Source organism: Streptococcus oralis, from assembly GCF_004127215.1.
GTDB lineage: Bacteria > Bacillota > Bacilli > Lactobacillales > Streptococcaceae > Streptococcus > Streptococcus oralis_BD.
Genome location: NZ_QEWJ01000002.1, coordinates 50,868 through 67,466, shown reverse-complemented (window position 1 = coordinate 67,466; position 16,599 = coordinate 50,868). Strand labels below are relative to the sequence as shown.

The window sequence follows — 16,599 nt, the reverse complement described above, 5'->3', positions numbered from 1 at the left end:
AGCTCACAGCTCACAGCTCACAGCTCACAGCTCACAGCTCACGCTGATTATGTAATCAAGCGTATTTTTTGTCAAGCCCTAAAACAGACTTTTTCACATTTTTGTGAGAAGGTCTTTTCTGTTGTGTATGAAAGGGAAATTGCAAGATGAAACGTATTGATATTATAGAAAAAATAGGAAAAGATTACCTTGTTTCAAATATTGAAAATGAGGAATTTAGCTACCAAAAAGCACTGAAAGAAATAGGAAAAGATATTGCTGAGTATCAAAAAGAAAATTATAAGCGGAAATATAAGGATTTAGATATCCGATTTGAAAACAAAGATTTATCTATTCTTATAGAGACTAAAATAAAGTTCAATCAAAAGGACTATGAGCAGTTACAGGCATATGTTGACTATGAAAAGCAACTTACCAATAACTTTATAGTAGCCATCTTAGCTAATACTTCTAACGATGAAATTAAAGTATGGTTTGGTGATAGGTCTTTAGAAATTACAGATGAAACTCTATGTTTTGACGAGCGAAAGCTAAAGTCTTTTGAAGAGTATAAAGATACTTTTTTAGGGCATAATAATGATAAGTTAAAGGTTATGAAAAGTACATATAACCTTAATGAAATTTTGCATAATCTAGGAATTCAAGAAAAATTAAGAAGTCAGTTTGTTGGCACTTGCCTTTTGACATTAAAAAATGGTCTACAATTTGAAAACTTATCTACTAAAACTATTATTGCAGGCATTGAAGAGATTCTGGAAAATTTACTTGAAAAAGATATCAATAAAGCAGTGAAAATTGGTCTCATAAAAACTAATGTTTTATCTTCTCAAGATATTAGAACTCTTGAAAATAAATCTTTTCAGAAGTTGTTACATCGCATAGAAAAAGATATTTTGCCTTACATCAACGACAAAACTACGATGGGACAAGATATTTTAAATTTATTTTTTACAACATTCAACAAATATGTTGGGAAATCTGACAAAAATCAAGCTTTTACCCCAGATCATATTGTAAAATTTATGTGTGATATAGCAGGAATAAATCGACATACAAAAGTTCTAGACCCTTGTTGTGGAAGTGGTGCTTTTTTAGTGCGAGCAATGACTGATGCAATGGACGATTGTGATACAGAACAAGATAGAGATCATGTTAAAAAGAATAATATTTATGGCTTAGAATTTGATGATATAGCTTTTGGTTTAGCAACAACTAATATGTTATTGCATAGTGATGGGAACTCTAATATTTTGCAAGGTAGCTGTTTTGATTATTTAAATCAATTCGATATAACACAATCTAAAGAAAATACAAGTATAGATGTTGTTTTAATGAACCCTCCTTATAATGCTCAGAGGAAGCAAAGTAAAAAGGAATATGTAGAATCTTGGCCTTCTAAAACAAATGCAGACCCATCAAAAGGTTTTCACTTTGTATATGAGGTGGCAAAAATAGTTGGAACAGGGAAACTACTTGTGTTATTACCTACTTCGTGCGCTATCGGTGGGGAAAAACAAAAGGAAATAAACATTTTTAAAGAAAAAATGTTGTCTGAACATACATTAGATGCAGTCTTTTCTTTACCTGTTGATATGTTTCACCCTGGAGCTAATGCAACTGCTTGTTGTATGATATTTAATTTAGGTGTGAGACATTCTAAAGCGCTAAACAAGAAAACTTTTTTTGGATATTTCAAAAATGATGGTTTTGTAAAACGAAAAAACTTAGGTCGTGTTGAACGATTTGTTGACGGAAAGAGCCTATGGGAAGACATTTATAAGGAGTGGAAATACTTATATGTGAACAGAGTGGAGAAAACGGGGCTTTCTGTACTAAAAGAAGTTAGTTTCGAGGACGAATGGTTAGCTGAAGCTTATATGGAAACCGATTATTCAGAGCTATCTCATAGCGATTTTGAACGAAATATAAAAGAATTGTTTGCTTTTGAGGTGAAATATGGTTCGCCAAACCTTAGCGTTGAAAGCTCTAATAAAAAAACATTAGAATTAAACTCGTCAAATTGGTTACCATTTACTATTAAAGAAATTTTTGGTGATGTTCAACCAGCTAAGGGGGAAACTACTGATCAGTTAGAAGAAGGTTCAGATTTAGTATATATTGCAGCTAAAAAAGAGAACAATGGTGTAAAAGCAACTGTGGAATATGATAGTAGGTATTTATCGAAAGGTAATTCCGTTGTCTTTATAAATTTAGGTCAAGGTAGTGCAGGTTATGCAACATATCAGCCATATGATTTTATAGGTATGAAAGGAAAAATAAGTACTGGAACTTTTGACAAACTCAATCAATATATTGGTGTATTTTTAGTTACAATTTTAGATAAAGAAAGATTTAGATATTCTTTTGGACGAAGTTGGACTGGAGATAGATTATTACAAACTAAAATAAAGTTGCCTGTTGATGCCAATAACAATCCTGATTGGATTTTTATGGAGGAATATATAAAATCTCTTCCGTATGGAAATATGATTTAAATTTTAAAAAAAGAATCTCTAGATAGAGAGTTCTTTTTTTGATTATAAATTTTTCATCAGAATCACATCTTGTGGTTTACACAAACTGGTATATAGCTCCTCAAATTTCAAGTATTTGTTGGGGGGTATGCAATACTTTTCTTTATTCTTTTATAGATTGTTGGTGGTTAGTTAATAAAAGTTCTAAAAAATACTGTTAGGAATAAATCCTTAGCAGATTTTTTCAATATTATTTAATTATAAGGAACAGGAGTAATATCATTAGATAAATAAAGTGGATGATGAGGAGTTCCATTTTTATTTCGTTGTAAGCAAAAAAGATTTGGAACCATACCCATCAGATTCTTGTCTCTATTCAGCAACTTCGTTTGATTTCCCCAACATGCAATTACCAAATCAGATTCAGAAACATACTTTTGAATATAACTGTCATTTTCGGGGCCGACTGGATCTTCCACTCTTTTAAGCAAAGATGGGCCAGTACTTCTAAAAGCAAAGAGATTCACCATGATCAATTTACCATTTCCCCATCTTTTGGAGTAACCTATACATTTTCGAATAGTTTGATCATCCTTCTCCTCATCAGCTATCGAAGGATTTAACCCAATAAATACCACTGTTGGTTTTGTTTCATCCCAAATTCGTGTGAGAACATATCTATACTTTCTATCAGTTGATAAAATAGCACCCTTCTCCATATTTCTCCCATTTATTTCTTAATCTATTTTTTCCATTTTCAACTTCTAATTATTTCACTTTAAAAATAAGATTAAAGACAATCGCCAGCACATAAAGCGTAACCGGCACTGTTAATGCTTTAACTTTAAACTTTTTTTGATAAATACCAATTAAAGTAAAAAATAGAATGACACTTGCTACAACATATAACATATATTTCTCCTAATCTATACAAACCGAATCGACTCAATTGATTTTTTGTTGTTTCTTATCCAAAAGTCTTTCCTACATGCCCTCCATAGTAGTGTGAGATACTAACTTGGTGAGCCAGTGTGTTATAGTTACCAACCCAAAAGATGCTATCTTCGCCTTTTTTAGTGGACTTAACAATAAATTGAACCACATCCGATGATTTAGATTCATAAACTTCAATATCATCTACGTTTACATCATATCCATTTTGTTGGAATGACACTGCAAAGGACCTTATTTGAGCCTTATCGGCCATTTTTAAATGCTTCTCCATAGAAAAATCAATCTCTAAGATATTCGCTGTTTTACATTCTTTAATAACAATCTTAAAGGCCTCTTTCACTTCTTTTTCTATTTCTGGTTTTACTTTGTGACCAGGCATTTCAAGGGACGAAAGGGCGGTGTTATAGTTTTATCATCTGCGGGAGTCTCACCTACTTTTTCTGTACTTTGCACTTCGTTACTCTGAACAGATTGAGTTTGTTGTTTGGTTTCATTTTTGGTATTCATATATTTAGCATAAAATACTCCTGATACAGAGCCAGTAAGAATTACGCTAATAAAGAGCGCTGCTATTAAAAATAAACTTTTAAATTTTGCCATGATTATTCCTCCTTTTAATTTTTTGGCATATCAATTATGAAAAAAGTCAGCAAAGCAGGGGCAAGGAAACTTAACATTACAGAAAGAATAAATTCAACAATTGCCTTACCAAGTTCTTTAGTCGGTCCTGAAATAGAAATTCCTCCTTGCAATGTTAAAAAGAAATAGTCTTTATTAAACCAATATCCAGCAGATATAACTGCAAACAAAGCAAATCCAATCATCCACTTAAATAATAGTTCTACCTTAGAACTGTATTCCTTGTATTTCTTATCTTTTTTTGCTTTGATAAGAGCTTGCTTACGTTCCTCTTCCTCTCTATTCTTCTTGGCTTCTTTCCTAAAATACTCTTGTTTTATAAGTTCAACACGTTCTTCAGGAGGCAGTCCCTCATATTTATCTTTTTTAGGAGGGTTCTTTCTATAATCTTCAAAAATATCATAATCCATAGTTTTTTACTTTCTTTTTATAATCCTTAACTTCTCATAATCTTCCGACTACGATGCTCACTATTGAGAATAACCCACCAATGAATACAATAGGCATGATGATTGCAAGTCCAGCTAGAATAGGTAGGAGACTAATAATGCCATTAACAATCCACATTATAATCGAATAAATAGGAATGATAATCCCCGCCCCCAAGATGAGAGTTACAGGGATAAGGAATAGAAAGACACTTCCAAAAATACCAATCAATCTAAAAGCACGGCTATACACATTGTTTTCGCCTTCTAATCCAGATAAGAAATACACTGAAGAAAATAAACCTGTTAAACAACCAAAAATCAAGACAAAGTAGTTGACTTTCATGTCTAATTTCACTTTTAATGGTTCTGTTAAATCATTGACAAAAGAAATGATAGGAGTGCCTATTATTTGCCATAAAAAAATGTAAAATCCTAACTGTAAACCATTTATGATTGGATGTAACAATAGTGACTTTGTATAATCGATTAAAAATAAATAAATATTATTTGCCATTTAAATTTAGCTCCTTGTTATTCATATATTTTTATTTTACATAATTTCTGGTTTTCTAGCAAATTATTTTTCCCTCTAGCAAACTATGTAATTGTTTTGGAATAGATTTTCCCTTTTTTCTCATTTATGACTAAATCCACTTTGTAACAACCAGGACAAAACAATTGATTTTCATACTTAAATTTTGTCCCAGCTTTATCCTTTTGATATTCCTTTTGTAACTCATGAAGTTCTAGTCTCTCATGATTGTAAATACAGTATTGAAATTTATTTTTTGTAGACATAATAATTCTTTCTAGTTATCATCGATTAAATCTTGTTTTTAAAAATCTAAGATGTGTAGTTATCTAAAACCATTATCTATTTTTCTTAAACAACACAAAAATGCTCTAGACAATATGACTAGAGCGTTTTCTATATATCCGAATATCTAATTTATTTCACAAAAAATGTAGTCATTCGGTTGATTTTTATTGCAATACATTGAAATTTGAAAATTCAAGAATCGCCTTAAATCAAGGTTTTTTCGTTTCTACTGAAACGTAATGACCCTCTATTTAACTTCTTTTCAGGATAAATAACTTAGTCATTAATACAATAGCTCCTTACTCAAGGATACCAAGAGAGCAAAAAAGTCTAGATGAACTAGACTTTCTTAGCTTATTCTACTGTTACTGACTTAGCAAGGTTACGTGGTTTGTCCACATCAAGGCCACGGTGGAGTGTTGCAAAGTAAGCGACCAATTGCGTTGGTACGACCATTGAGATTGGTGAGAGGTAAGGGTGGACAGTCGTAAGAACGATATCGTCTGTCTCTTTAGCAACATTCTCTTCAGCGATAGTGAGAACCTTGGCACCACGGGCTGCGACCTCTTGGATATTTCCACGAGTATGGTTAGCAAGGACTGGATCTGACAAGAGGGCCAATACAGGTGTTCCTTCTTCAATCAATGCGATGGTTCCGTGCTTGAGTTCTCCTGCCGCAAAACCTTCACATTGAATGTAAGAAATCTCTTTGAGTTTGAGACTGGCTTCCATGGCTACATAGTAGTCTTGACCACGTCCGATGTAAAAGGCGTTGCGAGTTGTTTCAAGAAGCTCACGAACTTTAGCATCGATTGTTTCTTTTTCTGAAAGAGTTGATTCGATAGACTGAGCCACGATTGACAACTCATGAACCAGGTCAAAGTCTTGCGCTTTAGCATTGCCATTTGCTTCTCCGACTGCTTTTGCAAGAAATGCAAGGGCTGCGATTTGCGCTGTATAAGCTTTAGTTGAAGCCACTGCGATTTCAGGACCCGCGTGAAGGAGCATGGTATGGTTGGCTTCACGTGAAAGAGTTGATCCTGGCACGTTTGTTACAGTTAAGCTAGGGATTCCCATTTCGTTAGCCTTAACCAAAACCTGGCGGCTATCCGCTGTTTCACCAGACTGGCTGATAAAGATGAAGAGTGGTTTCTGGCTGAGAAGTGGCATACCGTAGCCCCACTCAGATGAAATTCCAAGTTCAACAGGTGTATCCGTCAATTCTTCCAGCATTTTCTTAGAAGCAAATCCTGCGTGGTAAGATGTCCCAGCTGCAAGGATGTAAATGCGATCTGCCTCTTGAATAGCCTTGATGATAGCTGGATCTACCACTACTTGACCAGTCTCATCTGTATAGGCTTGGATGAGTTTACGCATGACCGTTGGTTGCTCGTCAATTTCCTTGAGCATATAGTAAGGGTAAGTTCCCTTACCGATATCTGACAAATCAAGCTCAGCAGTGTAGCTAGCACGCTCACGACGATTGCCATCATAGTCTTGAACTTCTACGCTATCTGCCGTCACAATCACCAACTCTTGGTCATGGATTTCCATGTATTGGTTGGTCTCACGGATCATAGCCATAGCATCCGAGCAGACCATGTTGTAACCATCTCCGAGACCAATCAAAAGTGGTGACTTGTTCTTAGCGACATAGATAACATCTGGATTTTCAGAGTCAATCAAGGCAAAGGCATAAGAACCACGGATGATGTGAAGAGCTTTTTTGAAGGCTTCAAGAACTGAAAGACCATCTTCTTCTGCAAATTTTCCAATCAAGTGCACTGCGATTTCCGTATCTGTTTGCCCCTTGAAGTGGTGGCCTGCAAGGTATTCTTCCTTGATTTCAAGATAGTTTTCAATGACCCCATTGTGCACCAAGACAAAACGTCCAGTCTCAGAGCGATGTGGGTGAGCATTGTCCTCGGTTGGTTTCCCATGAGTTGCCCAACGCGTATGTCCGATACCAGTTGTTCCCTCAACACCAGTAGTTTTAGCAGACAATTCTGCGATACGACCTACAGCCTTGACTAGGTGATTTTCAGCACCACCTAGGACAAAAATCCCCGCAGAATCATAGCCACGATATTCAAGTTTTTCAAGCCCTTGAATCAAAATATCAGTTGCATTTGTGTTTCCAACAACACCGACAATTCCACACATAGTATATACGACACAGACTAGCTGTGCTTTCCCCTTAAATTGGTATAGTCTGATTTCCCTTTTACAGAATCAGCAAAAACAGTATATACTTGTTTCTCTCACTTGTCAAGGATAAAAATTGGTATAACTTTTATAGAGTACCTAAAATTGCAATTTCATCTAATGGCTGACAAGTTGACATTGACAGTTTAATCTAGAAAAATGAGAGATTTATGTCTAAAAGCCAAAAGCTAGATAGAAAAATCTAACTTTTGTAGGTAACAAAAAGACGCTACTTTCTTATTTCAAAAACAAAATACTCAGCAGAGTCAAAATAGCAGGCCCACCTTGCTTCAGAATAATCTTCTTGTCCACTGTCAGAGAACCGTAGGTCGCTGCACCAAGTACAAATAAAACAAATATGGTTACAATTTCTAAACTTTGTGAGAAATAGATTCCATACAAGAGAAAGACCCCTATCAAAGCATTATAAATCCCTTGATTTTTAAATAGTGAACTCACTGAAGGACGAGCCAGTTCTTCCTTATCCACATTAAAGACTCGACTAGTGGTGTCTGATTGCGTAGCTACACTTTCCAGATAAAAAATGCAAAAATGCTCCAAAGCAACGATAGTTGCTAAAACAACTGTAAAAATAGACATATTCTTCTCCTTAAATTTCTATCTCTTCTAAGCCAGATAGCAACTTTTCTAACAAGCGACTGAACTCTTCTCGCTCTCCTTTTGTAAGTACGCTCTCCATCTGACTCTTTATGTTTATATGTTGTTGGGGAGAGTTGGTTACTAGTTGTTCTCTTGCAAAGTCTGTCACTTCCACCAAAACCTCCCTCTGGTTTTCAGGATTCCGACGGCGCTTGACCAAACCTTCCTTTTCCAAAATTTTAAAGTGCCGTGTCAAGGCAGCCTGATCAATCTTCAAACGCTCCTGAACCGCTACTTGATTACACGGCGACTGATCGATTAAGAAACATAAGATTTGATAACGAGTCAGACTAATTCCCAATTGTCGTTCGAATAGTTGTGTCATAGACTGATCTGCCAACCGTAGCTGATACAGTAAATCTTGGATTGCTACCATCATTTCCTCCCAATATATATGATTTGTCAATAATTGATTTATCAAGTATAATATAAGCTCAACAATAAATCAAGTAATATGCTTCAATTCTCTTGAAATATTAGTCGTTTCCTCATATTTGTTCTTTTTATTCTGAAACGATCACACACAAAAAAGAAGCGAGAACTGAATCAGTTCCCAACTTCCATTTTAATGATTAGTTCATTGAAACGTGAACGTGGTCATAGTGGTTTTCGGTCACACTACCACGGTCTGGCATTGGATTCCATGTGTAGGCAGGGCCATATTTGCTATCGTATGGAGCGTAGAAACGTTGTTTCCAAATGATGTAGTTGATGCCACGGCTAGCCATGTTTTGGACTGCATATTCTGCAATTTGGTCTCCGAGTGCTGAACTCACTGGAACCATAAAGTCGATGGCCAAACCTTTACCATGGTCCCCACTGTCACCAGGACGGTAGCCACTAAAGGATGTGATGCCAAACAAGTTAGCGATTTCTTCTTTAAAGGCTGCCGTCTGTGGTTGAAGACCAGCATTCTCAGACTTAGCTACAGCAAGTCCTGCATAGTCAGGAGCAGCTGGAGCTGAATAAGTTCTTGAAGGAGTTTGGCTTTGCTCTGCTTGATAAGTCGAAGTTGCAGTGTCAGAATTTGCTGTTGATTCTGTTGCACTTGTTCCTGTTGTATCAGCAGGCCTTTCTGTTACTGGTGCAGCTGCTACTGATGTTTCCGCCGAAGTCGTCGCTTCTGTTGCTTCGGTAGCTGAAGTTTCTGCTTGAGGAGCTTCTTCAACTGGACTAGTTGTTTCTGCCACCGGTGCCCCCGCTGGAGTTGTTTCTGCTGTTTCTTCAGCTACAGGTGTTTCTGTAGATGGCGTCTCTTCAGCAACTGTCGCTGTCTCAGAAACTTCTGAACTTGGTGCTACTTCCGTTGTTTTTTCGGTCTCTGTTACAGTTGGAGCATCCTCAATCGGTTGAGAAAGGTCTTCTACTTGAACAGTCTCTTCATCAACTGTTACTTGGTTGGTCGTCAAATCAGCTGTCGCAGTCGTCACATCTTCACTAGAATCTGCTTGAGGAGTTTGGATTTCAACTTCCGTCACCTCTTCTGCCTCATTGACGGTTGTAGTAAGGACAGTATCTGGGAAAATCAAGTCCATATTGGTGATTTTGTTCAAATTAGCAAGAACTGTCACATCTACTCCCAAAGCTTCTGCAATGGTGCTCAGAGTATCGCCATACTGAACTGTATAGCTGTTTTTGTTCTCGTTTTTTGTCACGTCATTTTGGATTTGCTCAACAGTACGTGCTGTCCAAGCAATTTCTTCCGCTTGAGTTGCCAATGCTGGCGCAAAAGACAAGGCTACTGTTGAGGCTAAAATAATTCTTTTCTTCATTCTTTCACATTCCTTTCAAATGAGTACCTGTCTATCATAACACAAAAAAAGCAGAAAAAAAGCCCTCTCGGGCCTATTTAACAGAACTGTCCATTCCTTGTAACAAACTAGATCAGTTGAAATAGTTTGTTAGCCTTCTGTCATAAAACTGACACAATCTTTTTATTGCTCATCCTCAAAAATGTAGGGAATATCTGCCAATGCTTGAATCCTCTGATTCCCTTCATAAGATGACTCTAAAAAGTTAATGCTTTGAATTCCGCTATTCTGGGCAAATTCCACATCCAAAGTCCGGTCCCCCATATAATAGGTAGTCCTAGGATTCAACTCATATTTGTCTAGCAGATAGGTAGCCGCTTCTGGACTTGGTTTCCGTGAAAAGCCACTCTGACTGGTTAAAATCTCTGTAAAATAGGATTCCAATCCCAGATCCTTTAGAATAGTAAAAGCATTGTCCCCTTTATGAGTGTAAACAAAGTTCCGAATCCCTACTTGGTCTGCCCAATTCAACACCTCACGCGCACCTGGCTTCAAGACGACCTGGGCATTCTTCTCAGCCAGACTCTGGGCACGCACCTGATTGAGTACTTCCACATCCAGATTTCTATCTTCTGCCACCTTCTCCAGCAAATCCTGAACCGAATACTTGAGGATAAAATCTCTCACTTTCTCCTTATCATATAGAATAGAAAACTGACAAAAGGTTTCCTCAATCCCTGACAAAATCGCTTCGTAAGAGTCCAATAAGGTCCCATCTAAATCCCAAATAAAAGCTGTTTTTTGCATTTCCTATCCTTTCAAGCTCATATAACGCTGGTATCGGTAGCGTAGAAATAACCAACGAAAACCATTATCCAAAAGGGTTCCCGCCCAAATACCTGGCAAGCCCCAACCAAGCACAATTCCCATCAGATAGGCTGTCCCAATGCGGATACACCACATCCCGATACTTGTCGCATAAAAGGGGAGACGAGCATTCCCCAAGCCCTGCCAAACTGCCGTATAAATCACTGTCCCTATCGCCATAGGAGTCCCTAGTAGTGAGAAAAGCGCCACCAAAACACTAGCTTCAACCGCTACAGGATTCGTCGTAAAGAGATGTGTCAGTGGTGTCCCTAAGGCATAGATACTGAGAGTTAAGGGCAACATGAGAAGCAGAGAAAGCCAAAAGGTTTGTTTGCTCAAACTAGTGACTCTTTCCCAATTATCCTCTCCAACTGCTCGAGCCACCTGCATGACCGTCGCCGTAGCGACGCCAAAGGCAGGCATATAGTTAAACTGGGTCAAGACTTCTCCGACTGCATTCCCCGCTACTGCCTCCGTCCCAAAAGAAACAACCAAGGCAATGATCACTACATCTCCAGCCCGCATCATGAGACGTTCTCCTGCCGCTGGCAAAGCCAAAGTCAATAGTTCCTTATCTAAACCAAAAGTCGGTTTCTCAAAAGGCAACTTTAATTGCGACCACAAAATCACAAGACCGACTAAGCGAGACAAGATAGTCCCCCAAGCAACACCCGCTATGCCCATATCAAGGACAAAAATAGCTAGACTTGAAAAAAGAATATTCAAGGCATTGGATAAAAGACTAACATAGAGAGGCAGACGTGGATTATGCGTTGCACGAATCAAGGCACCTAGACTCGTCATCAAGCCCAAGAGAACAATCGATCCACCCACCAAAGATAGGTAGAGCCCACCACTCTCGGCCACATCCTGCTCAGTTCCCAAAAGTCCTATCATCTCTTGCCCAGCAAAGATGGATAAAGCGCCTAAAAGTGCACTCAGCAATAGGGTTATCTTGAGAGCCTCTGTCACGTGATAAGCCAACTTGGACTGATCTTTCTGCCCCATGCTTTTTGAAATAACACTAGAAATAGCAGCTCCCAGAGCGATGAAAATCGCTTGGTAAATCGTGATAATATTGCTAGCCACTGAAACACCCGAAATAGCGATCAAACCCAAGTGGGCGACCAAGTAGCTGTCCACCATCCCCATGAGCATCTGCAAAAAGTTTTCGCCAATAGCGGGCAATGCAATATTAAGAATGTCTTTATTTTTCCTAAACAATCTGTCCTCCTGATGAAAAGAAACTCAGTTGTTTCCCAACCGAGTTTACTTCCTCTGTCTTAAAGCCCTAGATAAGCTTCAACCGCTGCTTGCATGTCAGCAGCTGCCACTGTTGTCTTGTGACGAACAGGAGCTGTCTCAAGCCCGTCAACTGCTGGTGGCACTGCCACTCCTGAAATGTCATGTAATTGAGCCAAGGCTTCAAAGTCAGTCAAGCCTGCTTTCCCTGTTACAGCTTCTACTGCAACCACTGGAAACTTGTATGGACTAGCTGTTGAAGCAATCACGGTCTTGGTTACATCGCCAGTAGCCGCTTGGTATTTTTTATAAACTGCTGAGGCAACCGCCGTATGTGGATCCTCGATGTAGGCATCTGTTTGATAAACACGTTTAATTTCTGCCGCAGTTTCTTCCTCAGTCGCATATTCAGCTGCAAAGAGTTCCAGAATCTCAGCATCAAAGTCTGTCAATTCATATTGTCCTTGTGTACTCAAGGCATTCATGAGTTCAGTTGTCTTAACCGCATCATTCCCCAAAAGATGGAAAATCAAACGTTCCAAGTTTGAAGATACCAAGATATCCATAGATGGACTAGTTGTTACTTTAAACTCACGTTTCTTGTCATAGACACGGGTTTTAAAGAAATCTGTCAAGACATTGTTATCATTTGAAGCACAGATTAATTTGCCAACTGGTAGGCCGATTTGTTTAGCATAAAAGGCAGCTAAGATATTACCGAAGTTTCCAGTTGGTACTGTGAAGTTGACCTTTTCACCAGCCACAATCTCACCAGACTTAACCAACTGAGCGTAGGCATAGACATAATAAACAACCTGTGGTACCAAACGACCAATATTCATAGAGTTAGCTGATGAAAACTGTAGCTTATTAGCAGCCAATTTTTCACGAAGTTCCACATCGTTGAACATGTGCTTCACATTTGTTTGCGCATCGTCAAAGTTCCCATCAATGGCTATAACATGGGTATTATCTCCTGTTTGAGTGGTCATTTGCAACTCTTGAACCTTGCTGACACCGTCTTTTGGATAAAAGACGATAATCTCAGTTCCTGAAACATCCGCAAAACCTGCCATGGCAGCCTTACCTGTATCACCAGATGTCGCTGTCAAAATGACAATCTTGTTCTCTAGACCATGCCTCTTAGCCGCTGTTGTCATAAAGTAGGGTAAGATAGACAAGGCCATATCCTTAAAGGCAATCGTTGAACCATGGAAGAGTTCCAAGTTGTATTGCCCATCTAGTTTCACCAATGGTGCAATAGCTGGAGTATCAAATTTGCTATCGTAGGCATTGGTGATACAGTAATCCAACTCCTCAGCTGTAAAATCATCCAAAAATGCTGACAAAACTAACTTAGCCACTTCTTGGTAAGAAGCATCTTTTAATTTGTCAAAGTCCAAATCGACCTTTGGATAAGTAACTGGGGTAAAGAGACCACCGTCCGTCGCCAAACCTTGCAGAATAGCTTGGCTGGCAGTTACTGTATTATTCGCATCACGCGTTGATTGATAAACTAATGTCATAATCTCTATCCTTTATCTATAGTCTCTTCCATTATATCATGATTTTTCAGAAAATTCTCCCTTTATAAGAGAAATTATAGACCCAATTCTTCTTTCAAAGGCTGTAAATAGGTCATTTCTTGCTTGCCTCTCTTCTCCAGTCCTTCCTCAGCTAGAAGGAGTAAGTCTTTTGAAAACTCGACAATTGCAGTTTCTTCCTCATCTGTGAGCATTTTCTTAGAAAATTGTCTCCTCAATGACTTGCAATCACGACCAAATGTAGTAAAAAATGGTGCAGATTGCAAGTAAGCTTCTAACTTGTCTAAATGAAGTAACAAGCCCAAGTGAAAAGCTGCAGAAGCAAAGGTGCGGTCTAGCGGCTGTGTACAAACACTACGAAATTCAACAGTTCCTCGTGTTGTTAAGTCTTGGTACTGGTAACTACGGTGTGTTTGGAAGTCCTGCTCCTGAGGATAGATTAATACCTCATCCCCATTCAGGGTAAATGCTTGGATTTCAGGTGTAGTCAAATAATCTCTAGCCTGAATAGGATTAAAGTAATAGGTCTGTCCATCACGTTCCGCAGTAAAGATCGCAGAGTGATCCAGATAATCAAAAAAATCATCCTCATCTTTAAAGAGTCTGGCATTGACACCTACATTTTCAGGATAAATCCCGTGCATAGACTCTTCCCAAAAAATATCTCTTGAAATTTTAGTATCCCAATCCGCCCCTGAAAACTCAGAATTTGCAAATAAATAAGCTTTAGCCGCTTCAATTTGAGTAAAAGCATTGATAACACGCAGATAGTTGGACTTTGAAACATCTAATTGAACTTGACTGCCACAGATAAAAGCACCATATTGCGGATAATCGTGTAAATCCACATTAGTCTTACTTCTACTTAAGTTCAAATAAGCCATCAACATCTGATAGCGTGCATAAGCAACCGGTTGATTTTCATTCTTCTCCCAGTATGGATGTATTCCAGAACCAATAATGGCATGATTTGCTTCACCCAATTTTTTCTGAATCAAATCCATGTAGTCTCTAAAACGCTCTTCAACCTCTTGGATGGATTTAGCCCTACCAAAAGCAAACTCGATAGTTGTATAAGAGACTTCGAACAAGATAGTATCCTGACTTACGGGATCTAGCAACTGAATTGGATTTCCAAACTCATCTACTTTTTCGATAGTAAACCCCAGAACTGATGGTAAATATCGAAAGAGTTCCTTAACAACCTCAATATCCGTAGCCTTGCCCTCTAAATTTACAACAGGATACTCCAGCTCAACCCCAACAAATAAATCTGGGTTCTCTTTTATATTTTCTAAGTAGCGCTTCTTAAGCAAGTCAACCGAACGAGACATCAAACACCAACACTTTCATAATCAAAATAAAATGTGAATAAGTAATATTATACCAAAAATGTGGCAGGTTTCTAGTCAAAATATTCTTTGCCTTCCTATTTCTATTCTTTTTATAGCTGAAAACTTATTTTCGATGGGGAAGCATCGAAAAAATTAACGAATAAAAGAAAACTCTGACCAATTAAGATAATCGGTCAGAATCTCTTTTTAAAATCCATTATTATCGCTAAGTTCTTTGAACCAGTGGCCTGATTTCTTCAGGCGACGTTCTTGCGTTTCCAAGTCAAGCTCAACCAGACCATAGCGGTTTTTATAGCTATTGAGCCATGACCAGCAGTCGATAAAGGTCCAGATTAAGTAACCTTTACAGTTAGCTCCGTCTTCAATGGCACGATGGAGTTCACGCAAATGCCCTTTGACAAAATCGATACGATAGTCATCTTGAATCATGCCATTCTCACGGAATTTATCTTCACCTTCAACCCCCATGCCATTCTCTGTCAGCATCCACTCGATATTGCCATAGTTTTCCTTGATGTTTTGGGCAATATGGTAAATTCCTTGCTCATAGATTTCCCAACCGCGGTGAGGATTGATTTTACGTCCAGGCATAACATAAGGCTCATAGAAATGTTCTGGCAAGAGCGGGCTATCAGGATGCTTAGCAAAACGCGGCGCCATAACGCGCAAAGGTTGGTAGTAGTTGACTCCAAGGAAGTCCACAGTATGTTCACGGATAAGCTCTATCTCTTCAGCTGTAGAATCTGGTAGTAAATCATGCTCTGCTAAAATTTCCACTAACTCTCCTGGATAAGTCCCCAAGACAGACGGATCTAGGAAAGATTGAGCTTGAAAGAGATCCGCAATGCGAGCAGCCTTGACATCCGCGGGATGCTGGCTACGTGGGTAAGCTGGTGTCAAGTTAAGGACAATCCCAATCTTAGAATCAGGCAAAATCTCATGACAGGCCTTAACCGCAAGACTGCTAGCCAATTGCGTATGATAAGCAACCTTAACCGCCGCCTTAGCATCTACCTTGTGAGGATAATGGGCATCATAAAAATAACCAAATTCTACGGGGACGATGGGTTCATTGAAGGTAATCCATTGGTCCACCAAGTCACCGTAAGTCTCAAAACAAAAACGAGCATAGTCTTCATAGGCCCTGACGGTTGCCTTATTTTCCCAACCATCACCATCCTCTTGAAGGGCAAAAGGCAAATCAAAATGATAAAGATTGACTAAAAGACGAATCCCTTTGGCCTTAATAGCCTCAAAAACCTTACGGTAAAAGTCTACACCTTGAGGATTGACTTCCCCACGCCCTTGTGGAAAAATCCGTGACCACTGAATAGAAGTCCGAAAGGCCGTGTGACCAGTTTCTAACAAGAGGTCAATATCCTTTTCCCAGTTTTCATAAAAGGTTGATGTTTTATCTGGACCAATCCCATTATAGTAACGATTTGGCTCCACTTGGTACCAATAATCCCAGAGATTATCTCCCTTACCGTCACCAGCTACACGTCCTTCTGTCTGCGGTCCAGAAGTAGAGGAGCCCCAGACAAAATCCTTTGGAAATTTTAGCATACATTTACCTCTTTATCTACTCTACTCTTCGAAAATCAAATTCAAACCACGTCAGCATCGCCTTGCCGTACTCAAGTACAGCCTGCGGCTA

The 16,599-nt window shown here is 38.6% G+C and carries 17 protein-coding genes; 1 reads left to right on the top strand and 16 read right to left on the bottom strand.

The genetic code is table 11. The features are described 5' to 3' along the window. The first annotated feature begins 146 nt into the window (after positions 1 to 146). Positions 147 to 2,495: an N-6 DNA methylase gene (locus tag DF216_RS02855; protein WP_084867929.1), complete on the top strand. Its 2,349-nt coding sequence runs from the start codon at positions 147 to 149 to the stop codon at positions 2,493 to 2,495. A gap of 233 nt (positions 2,496 to 2,728) precedes the next feature. On the opposite strand, the gene DF216_RS02850 is transcribed toward DF216_RS02855, so the two are convergent. The 16 genes from DF216_RS02850 to bglA all read right to left on the bottom strand — a co-directional run bounded on the left by DF216_RS02850 (position 2,729) and on the right by bglA (position 16,508). Continuing rightward, positions 2,729 to 3,193 carry a DUF1643 domain-containing protein gene (locus tag DF216_RS02850; RefSeq protein WP_129325901.1) on the bottom strand — a complete coding sequence of 155 codons (465 nt, stop codon included), beginning with the start codon at positions 3,191 to 3,193 and terminating at the stop codon, positions 2,729 to 2,731. 49 nt (positions 3,194 to 3,242) lie between these two features. After that, positions 3,243 to 3,386: a hypothetical protein gene (locus DF216_RS10815; protein ID WP_155718853.1), complete on the bottom strand. Its 144-nt coding sequence runs from the start codon at positions 3,384 to 3,386 to the stop codon at positions 3,243 to 3,245. A 55-nt stretch (positions 3,387 to 3,441) separates the two neighbouring features. Continuing rightward, a complete protein-coding gene (locus tag DF216_RS02845; RefSeq protein WP_061418311.1) occupies positions 3,442 to 3,807 on the bottom strand; it encodes a hypothetical protein in 366 nt (121 codons plus the stop codon). Next, positions 3,789 to 4,028: a hypothetical protein gene (locus DF216_RS02840; RefSeq protein ID WP_061418314.1), complete on the bottom strand. Its 240-nt coding sequence runs from the start codon at positions 4,026 to 4,028 to the stop codon at positions 3,789 to 3,791. The genes DF216_RS02845 and DF216_RS02840 overlap by 19 nt, the downstream gene beginning before the upstream one ends. Positions 4,029 to 4,042: 14 nt before the next feature. After that, positions 4,043 to 4,477 carry a hypothetical protein gene (locus tag DF216_RS02835; RefSeq protein WP_061418317.1) on the bottom strand — a complete coding sequence of 145 codons (435 nt, stop codon included), beginning with the start codon at positions 4,475 to 4,477 and terminating at the stop codon, positions 4,043 to 4,045. A gap of 34 nt (positions 4,478 to 4,511) precedes the next feature. Continuing rightward, positions 4,512 to 5,012 carry a hypothetical protein gene (locus tag DF216_RS02830; RefSeq protein WP_061418320.1) on the bottom strand — a complete coding sequence of 167 codons (501 nt, stop codon included), beginning with the start codon at positions 5,010 to 5,012 and terminating at the stop codon, positions 4,512 to 4,514. Between the two features lie 83 nt (positions 5,013 to 5,095). Further along, positions 5,096 to 5,296 carry a hypothetical protein gene (locus DF216_RS02825; protein WP_240659313.1) on the bottom strand — a complete coding sequence of 67 codons (201 nt, stop codon included), beginning with the start codon at positions 5,294 to 5,296 and terminating at the stop codon, positions 5,096 to 5,098. 376 nt (positions 5,297 to 5,672) lie between these two features. Further along, positions 5,673 to 7,481 (bottom strand): glutamine--fructose-6-phosphate transaminase (isomerizing), encoded by a 1,809-nt coding sequence (glmS, locus tag DF216_RS02820; protein ID WP_125827812.1) that lies wholly within the window; start codon positions 7,479 to 7,481, stop codon positions 5,673 to 5,675. A gap of 279 nt (positions 7,482 to 7,760) precedes the next feature. Further along, positions 7,761 to 8,123: a DUF1304 domain-containing protein gene (locus tag DF216_RS02815; protein WP_129325900.1), complete on the bottom strand. Its 363-nt coding sequence runs from the start codon at positions 8,121 to 8,123 to the stop codon at positions 7,761 to 7,763. Positions 8,124 to 8,133: 10 nt separating this feature from the next. Beyond that, positions 8,134 to 8,559 carry a MarR family winged helix-turn-helix transcriptional regulator gene (locus DF216_RS02810; RefSeq protein WP_125827810.1) on the bottom strand — a complete coding sequence of 142 codons (426 nt, stop codon included), beginning with the start codon at positions 8,557 to 8,559 and terminating at the stop codon, positions 8,134 to 8,136. A gap of 196 nt (positions 8,560 to 8,755) precedes the next feature. Beyond that, positions 8,756 to 9,955 carry a LysM peptidoglycan-binding domain-containing protein gene (locus DF216_RS02805; protein WP_129325899.1) on the bottom strand — a complete coding sequence of 400 codons (1,200 nt, stop codon included), beginning with the start codon at positions 9,953 to 9,955 and terminating at the stop codon, positions 8,756 to 8,758. Between the two features lie 162 nt (positions 9,956 to 10,117). Then, positions 10,118 to 10,741: an HAD family hydrolase gene (locus DF216_RS02800; RefSeq protein ID WP_129325898.1), complete on the bottom strand. Its 624-nt coding sequence runs from the start codon at positions 10,739 to 10,741 to the stop codon at positions 10,118 to 10,120. 3 nt (positions 10,742 to 10,744) lie between these two features. Further along, on the bottom strand, positions 10,745 to 12,025 hold the full coding sequence (locus tag DF216_RS02795; RefSeq protein ID WP_129325897.1) for an MATE family efflux transporter: 1,281 nt from the start codon (positions 12,023 to 12,025) through the stop codon (positions 10,745 to 10,747). 59 nt (positions 12,026 to 12,084) lie between these two features. After that, positions 12,085 to 13,569: a threonine synthase gene (gene thrC / locus DF216_RS02790; protein WP_129325896.1), complete on the bottom strand. Its 1,485-nt coding sequence runs from the start codon at positions 13,567 to 13,569 to the stop codon at positions 12,085 to 12,087. Between the two features lie 74 nt (positions 13,570 to 13,643). Beyond that, positions 13,644 to 14,921, bottom strand: a complete 1,278-nt coding sequence (locus DF216_RS02785; protein ID WP_129325895.1) for a gamma-glutamylcysteine synthetase — start codon at positions 14,919 to 14,921, stop codon at positions 13,644 to 13,646. Positions 14,922 to 15,128: 207 nt separating this feature from the next. Continuing rightward, complete coding sequence (gene bglA, locus DF216_RS02780; RefSeq protein ID WP_129325894.1) at positions 15,129 to 16,508, bottom strand: 6-phospho-beta-glucosidase; 1,380 nt, start codon at positions 16,506 to 16,508, stop codon at positions 15,129 to 15,131. Between the last annotated feature and the right edge of the window lie 91 nt (positions 16,509 to 16,599).

What these genes read in the sequence shown, in the direction of transcription:
- DF216_RS02855 (WP_084867929.1), top strand. Translation starts at nt 147, where the DNA reads ATGAAACGTATTGATATTATAGAAAAAATAGGAAAAGATTACCTTGTT.
- DF216_RS02850 (WP_129325901.1), bottom strand. Translation starts at nt 3,193, where the DNA reads ATGGAGAAGGGTGCTATTTTATCAACTGATAGAAAGTATAGATATGTT.
- DF216_RS10815 (WP_155718853.1), bottom strand. Translation starts at nt 3,386, where the DNA reads ATGTTATATGTTGTAGCAAGTGTCATTCTATTTTTTACTTTAATTGGT.
- DF216_RS02845 (WP_061418311.1), bottom strand. Translation starts at nt 3,807, where the DNA reads ATGCCTGGTCACAAAGTAAAACCAGAAATAGAAAAAGAAGTGAAAGAG.
- DF216_RS02840 (WP_061418314.1), bottom strand. Translation starts at nt 4,028, where the DNA reads ATGGCAAAATTTAAAAGTTTATTTTTAATAGCAGCGCTCTTTATTAGC.
- DF216_RS02835 (WP_061418317.1), bottom strand. Translation starts at nt 4,477, where the DNA reads ATGGATTATGATATTTTTGAAGATTATAGAAAGAACCCTCCTAAAAAA.
- DF216_RS02830 (WP_061418320.1), bottom strand. Translation starts at nt 5,012, where the DNA reads ATGGCAAATAATATTTATTTATTTTTAATCGATTATACAAAGTCACTA.
- DF216_RS02825 (WP_240659313.1), bottom strand. Translation starts at nt 5,296, where the DNA reads ATGTCTACAAAAAATAAATTTCAATACTGTATTTACAATCATGAGAGA.
- glmS (WP_125827812.1), bottom strand. Translation starts at nt 7,481, where the DNA reads ATGTGTGGAATTGTCGGTGTTGTTGGAAACACAAATGCAACTGATATT.
- DF216_RS02815 (WP_129325900.1), bottom strand. Translation starts at nt 8,123, where the DNA reads ATGTCTATTTTTACAGTTGTTTTAGCAACTATCGTTGCTTTGGAGCAT.
- DF216_RS02810 (WP_125827810.1), bottom strand. Translation starts at nt 8,559, where the DNA reads ATGGTAGCAATCCAAGATTTACTGTATCAGCTACGGTTGGCAGATCAG.
- DF216_RS02805 (WP_129325899.1), bottom strand. Translation starts at nt 9,955, where the DNA reads ATGAAGAAAAGAATTATTTTAGCCTCAACAGTAGCCTTGTCTTTTGCG.
- DF216_RS02800 (WP_129325898.1), bottom strand. Translation starts at nt 10,741, where the DNA reads ATGCAAAAAACAGCTTTTATTTGGGATTTAGATGGGACCTTATTGGAC.
- thrC (WP_129325896.1), bottom strand. Translation starts at nt 13,569, where the DNA reads ATGACATTAGTTTATCAATCAACGCGTGATGCGAATAATACAGTAACT.
- DF216_RS02785 (WP_129325895.1), bottom strand. Translation starts at nt 14,921, where the DNA reads ATGTCTCGTTCGGTTGACTTGCTTAAGAAGCGCTACTTAGAAAATATA.
- bglA (WP_129325894.1), bottom strand. Translation starts at nt 16,508, where the DNA reads ATGCTAAAATTTCCAAAGGATTTTGTCTGGGGCTCCTCTACTTCTGGA.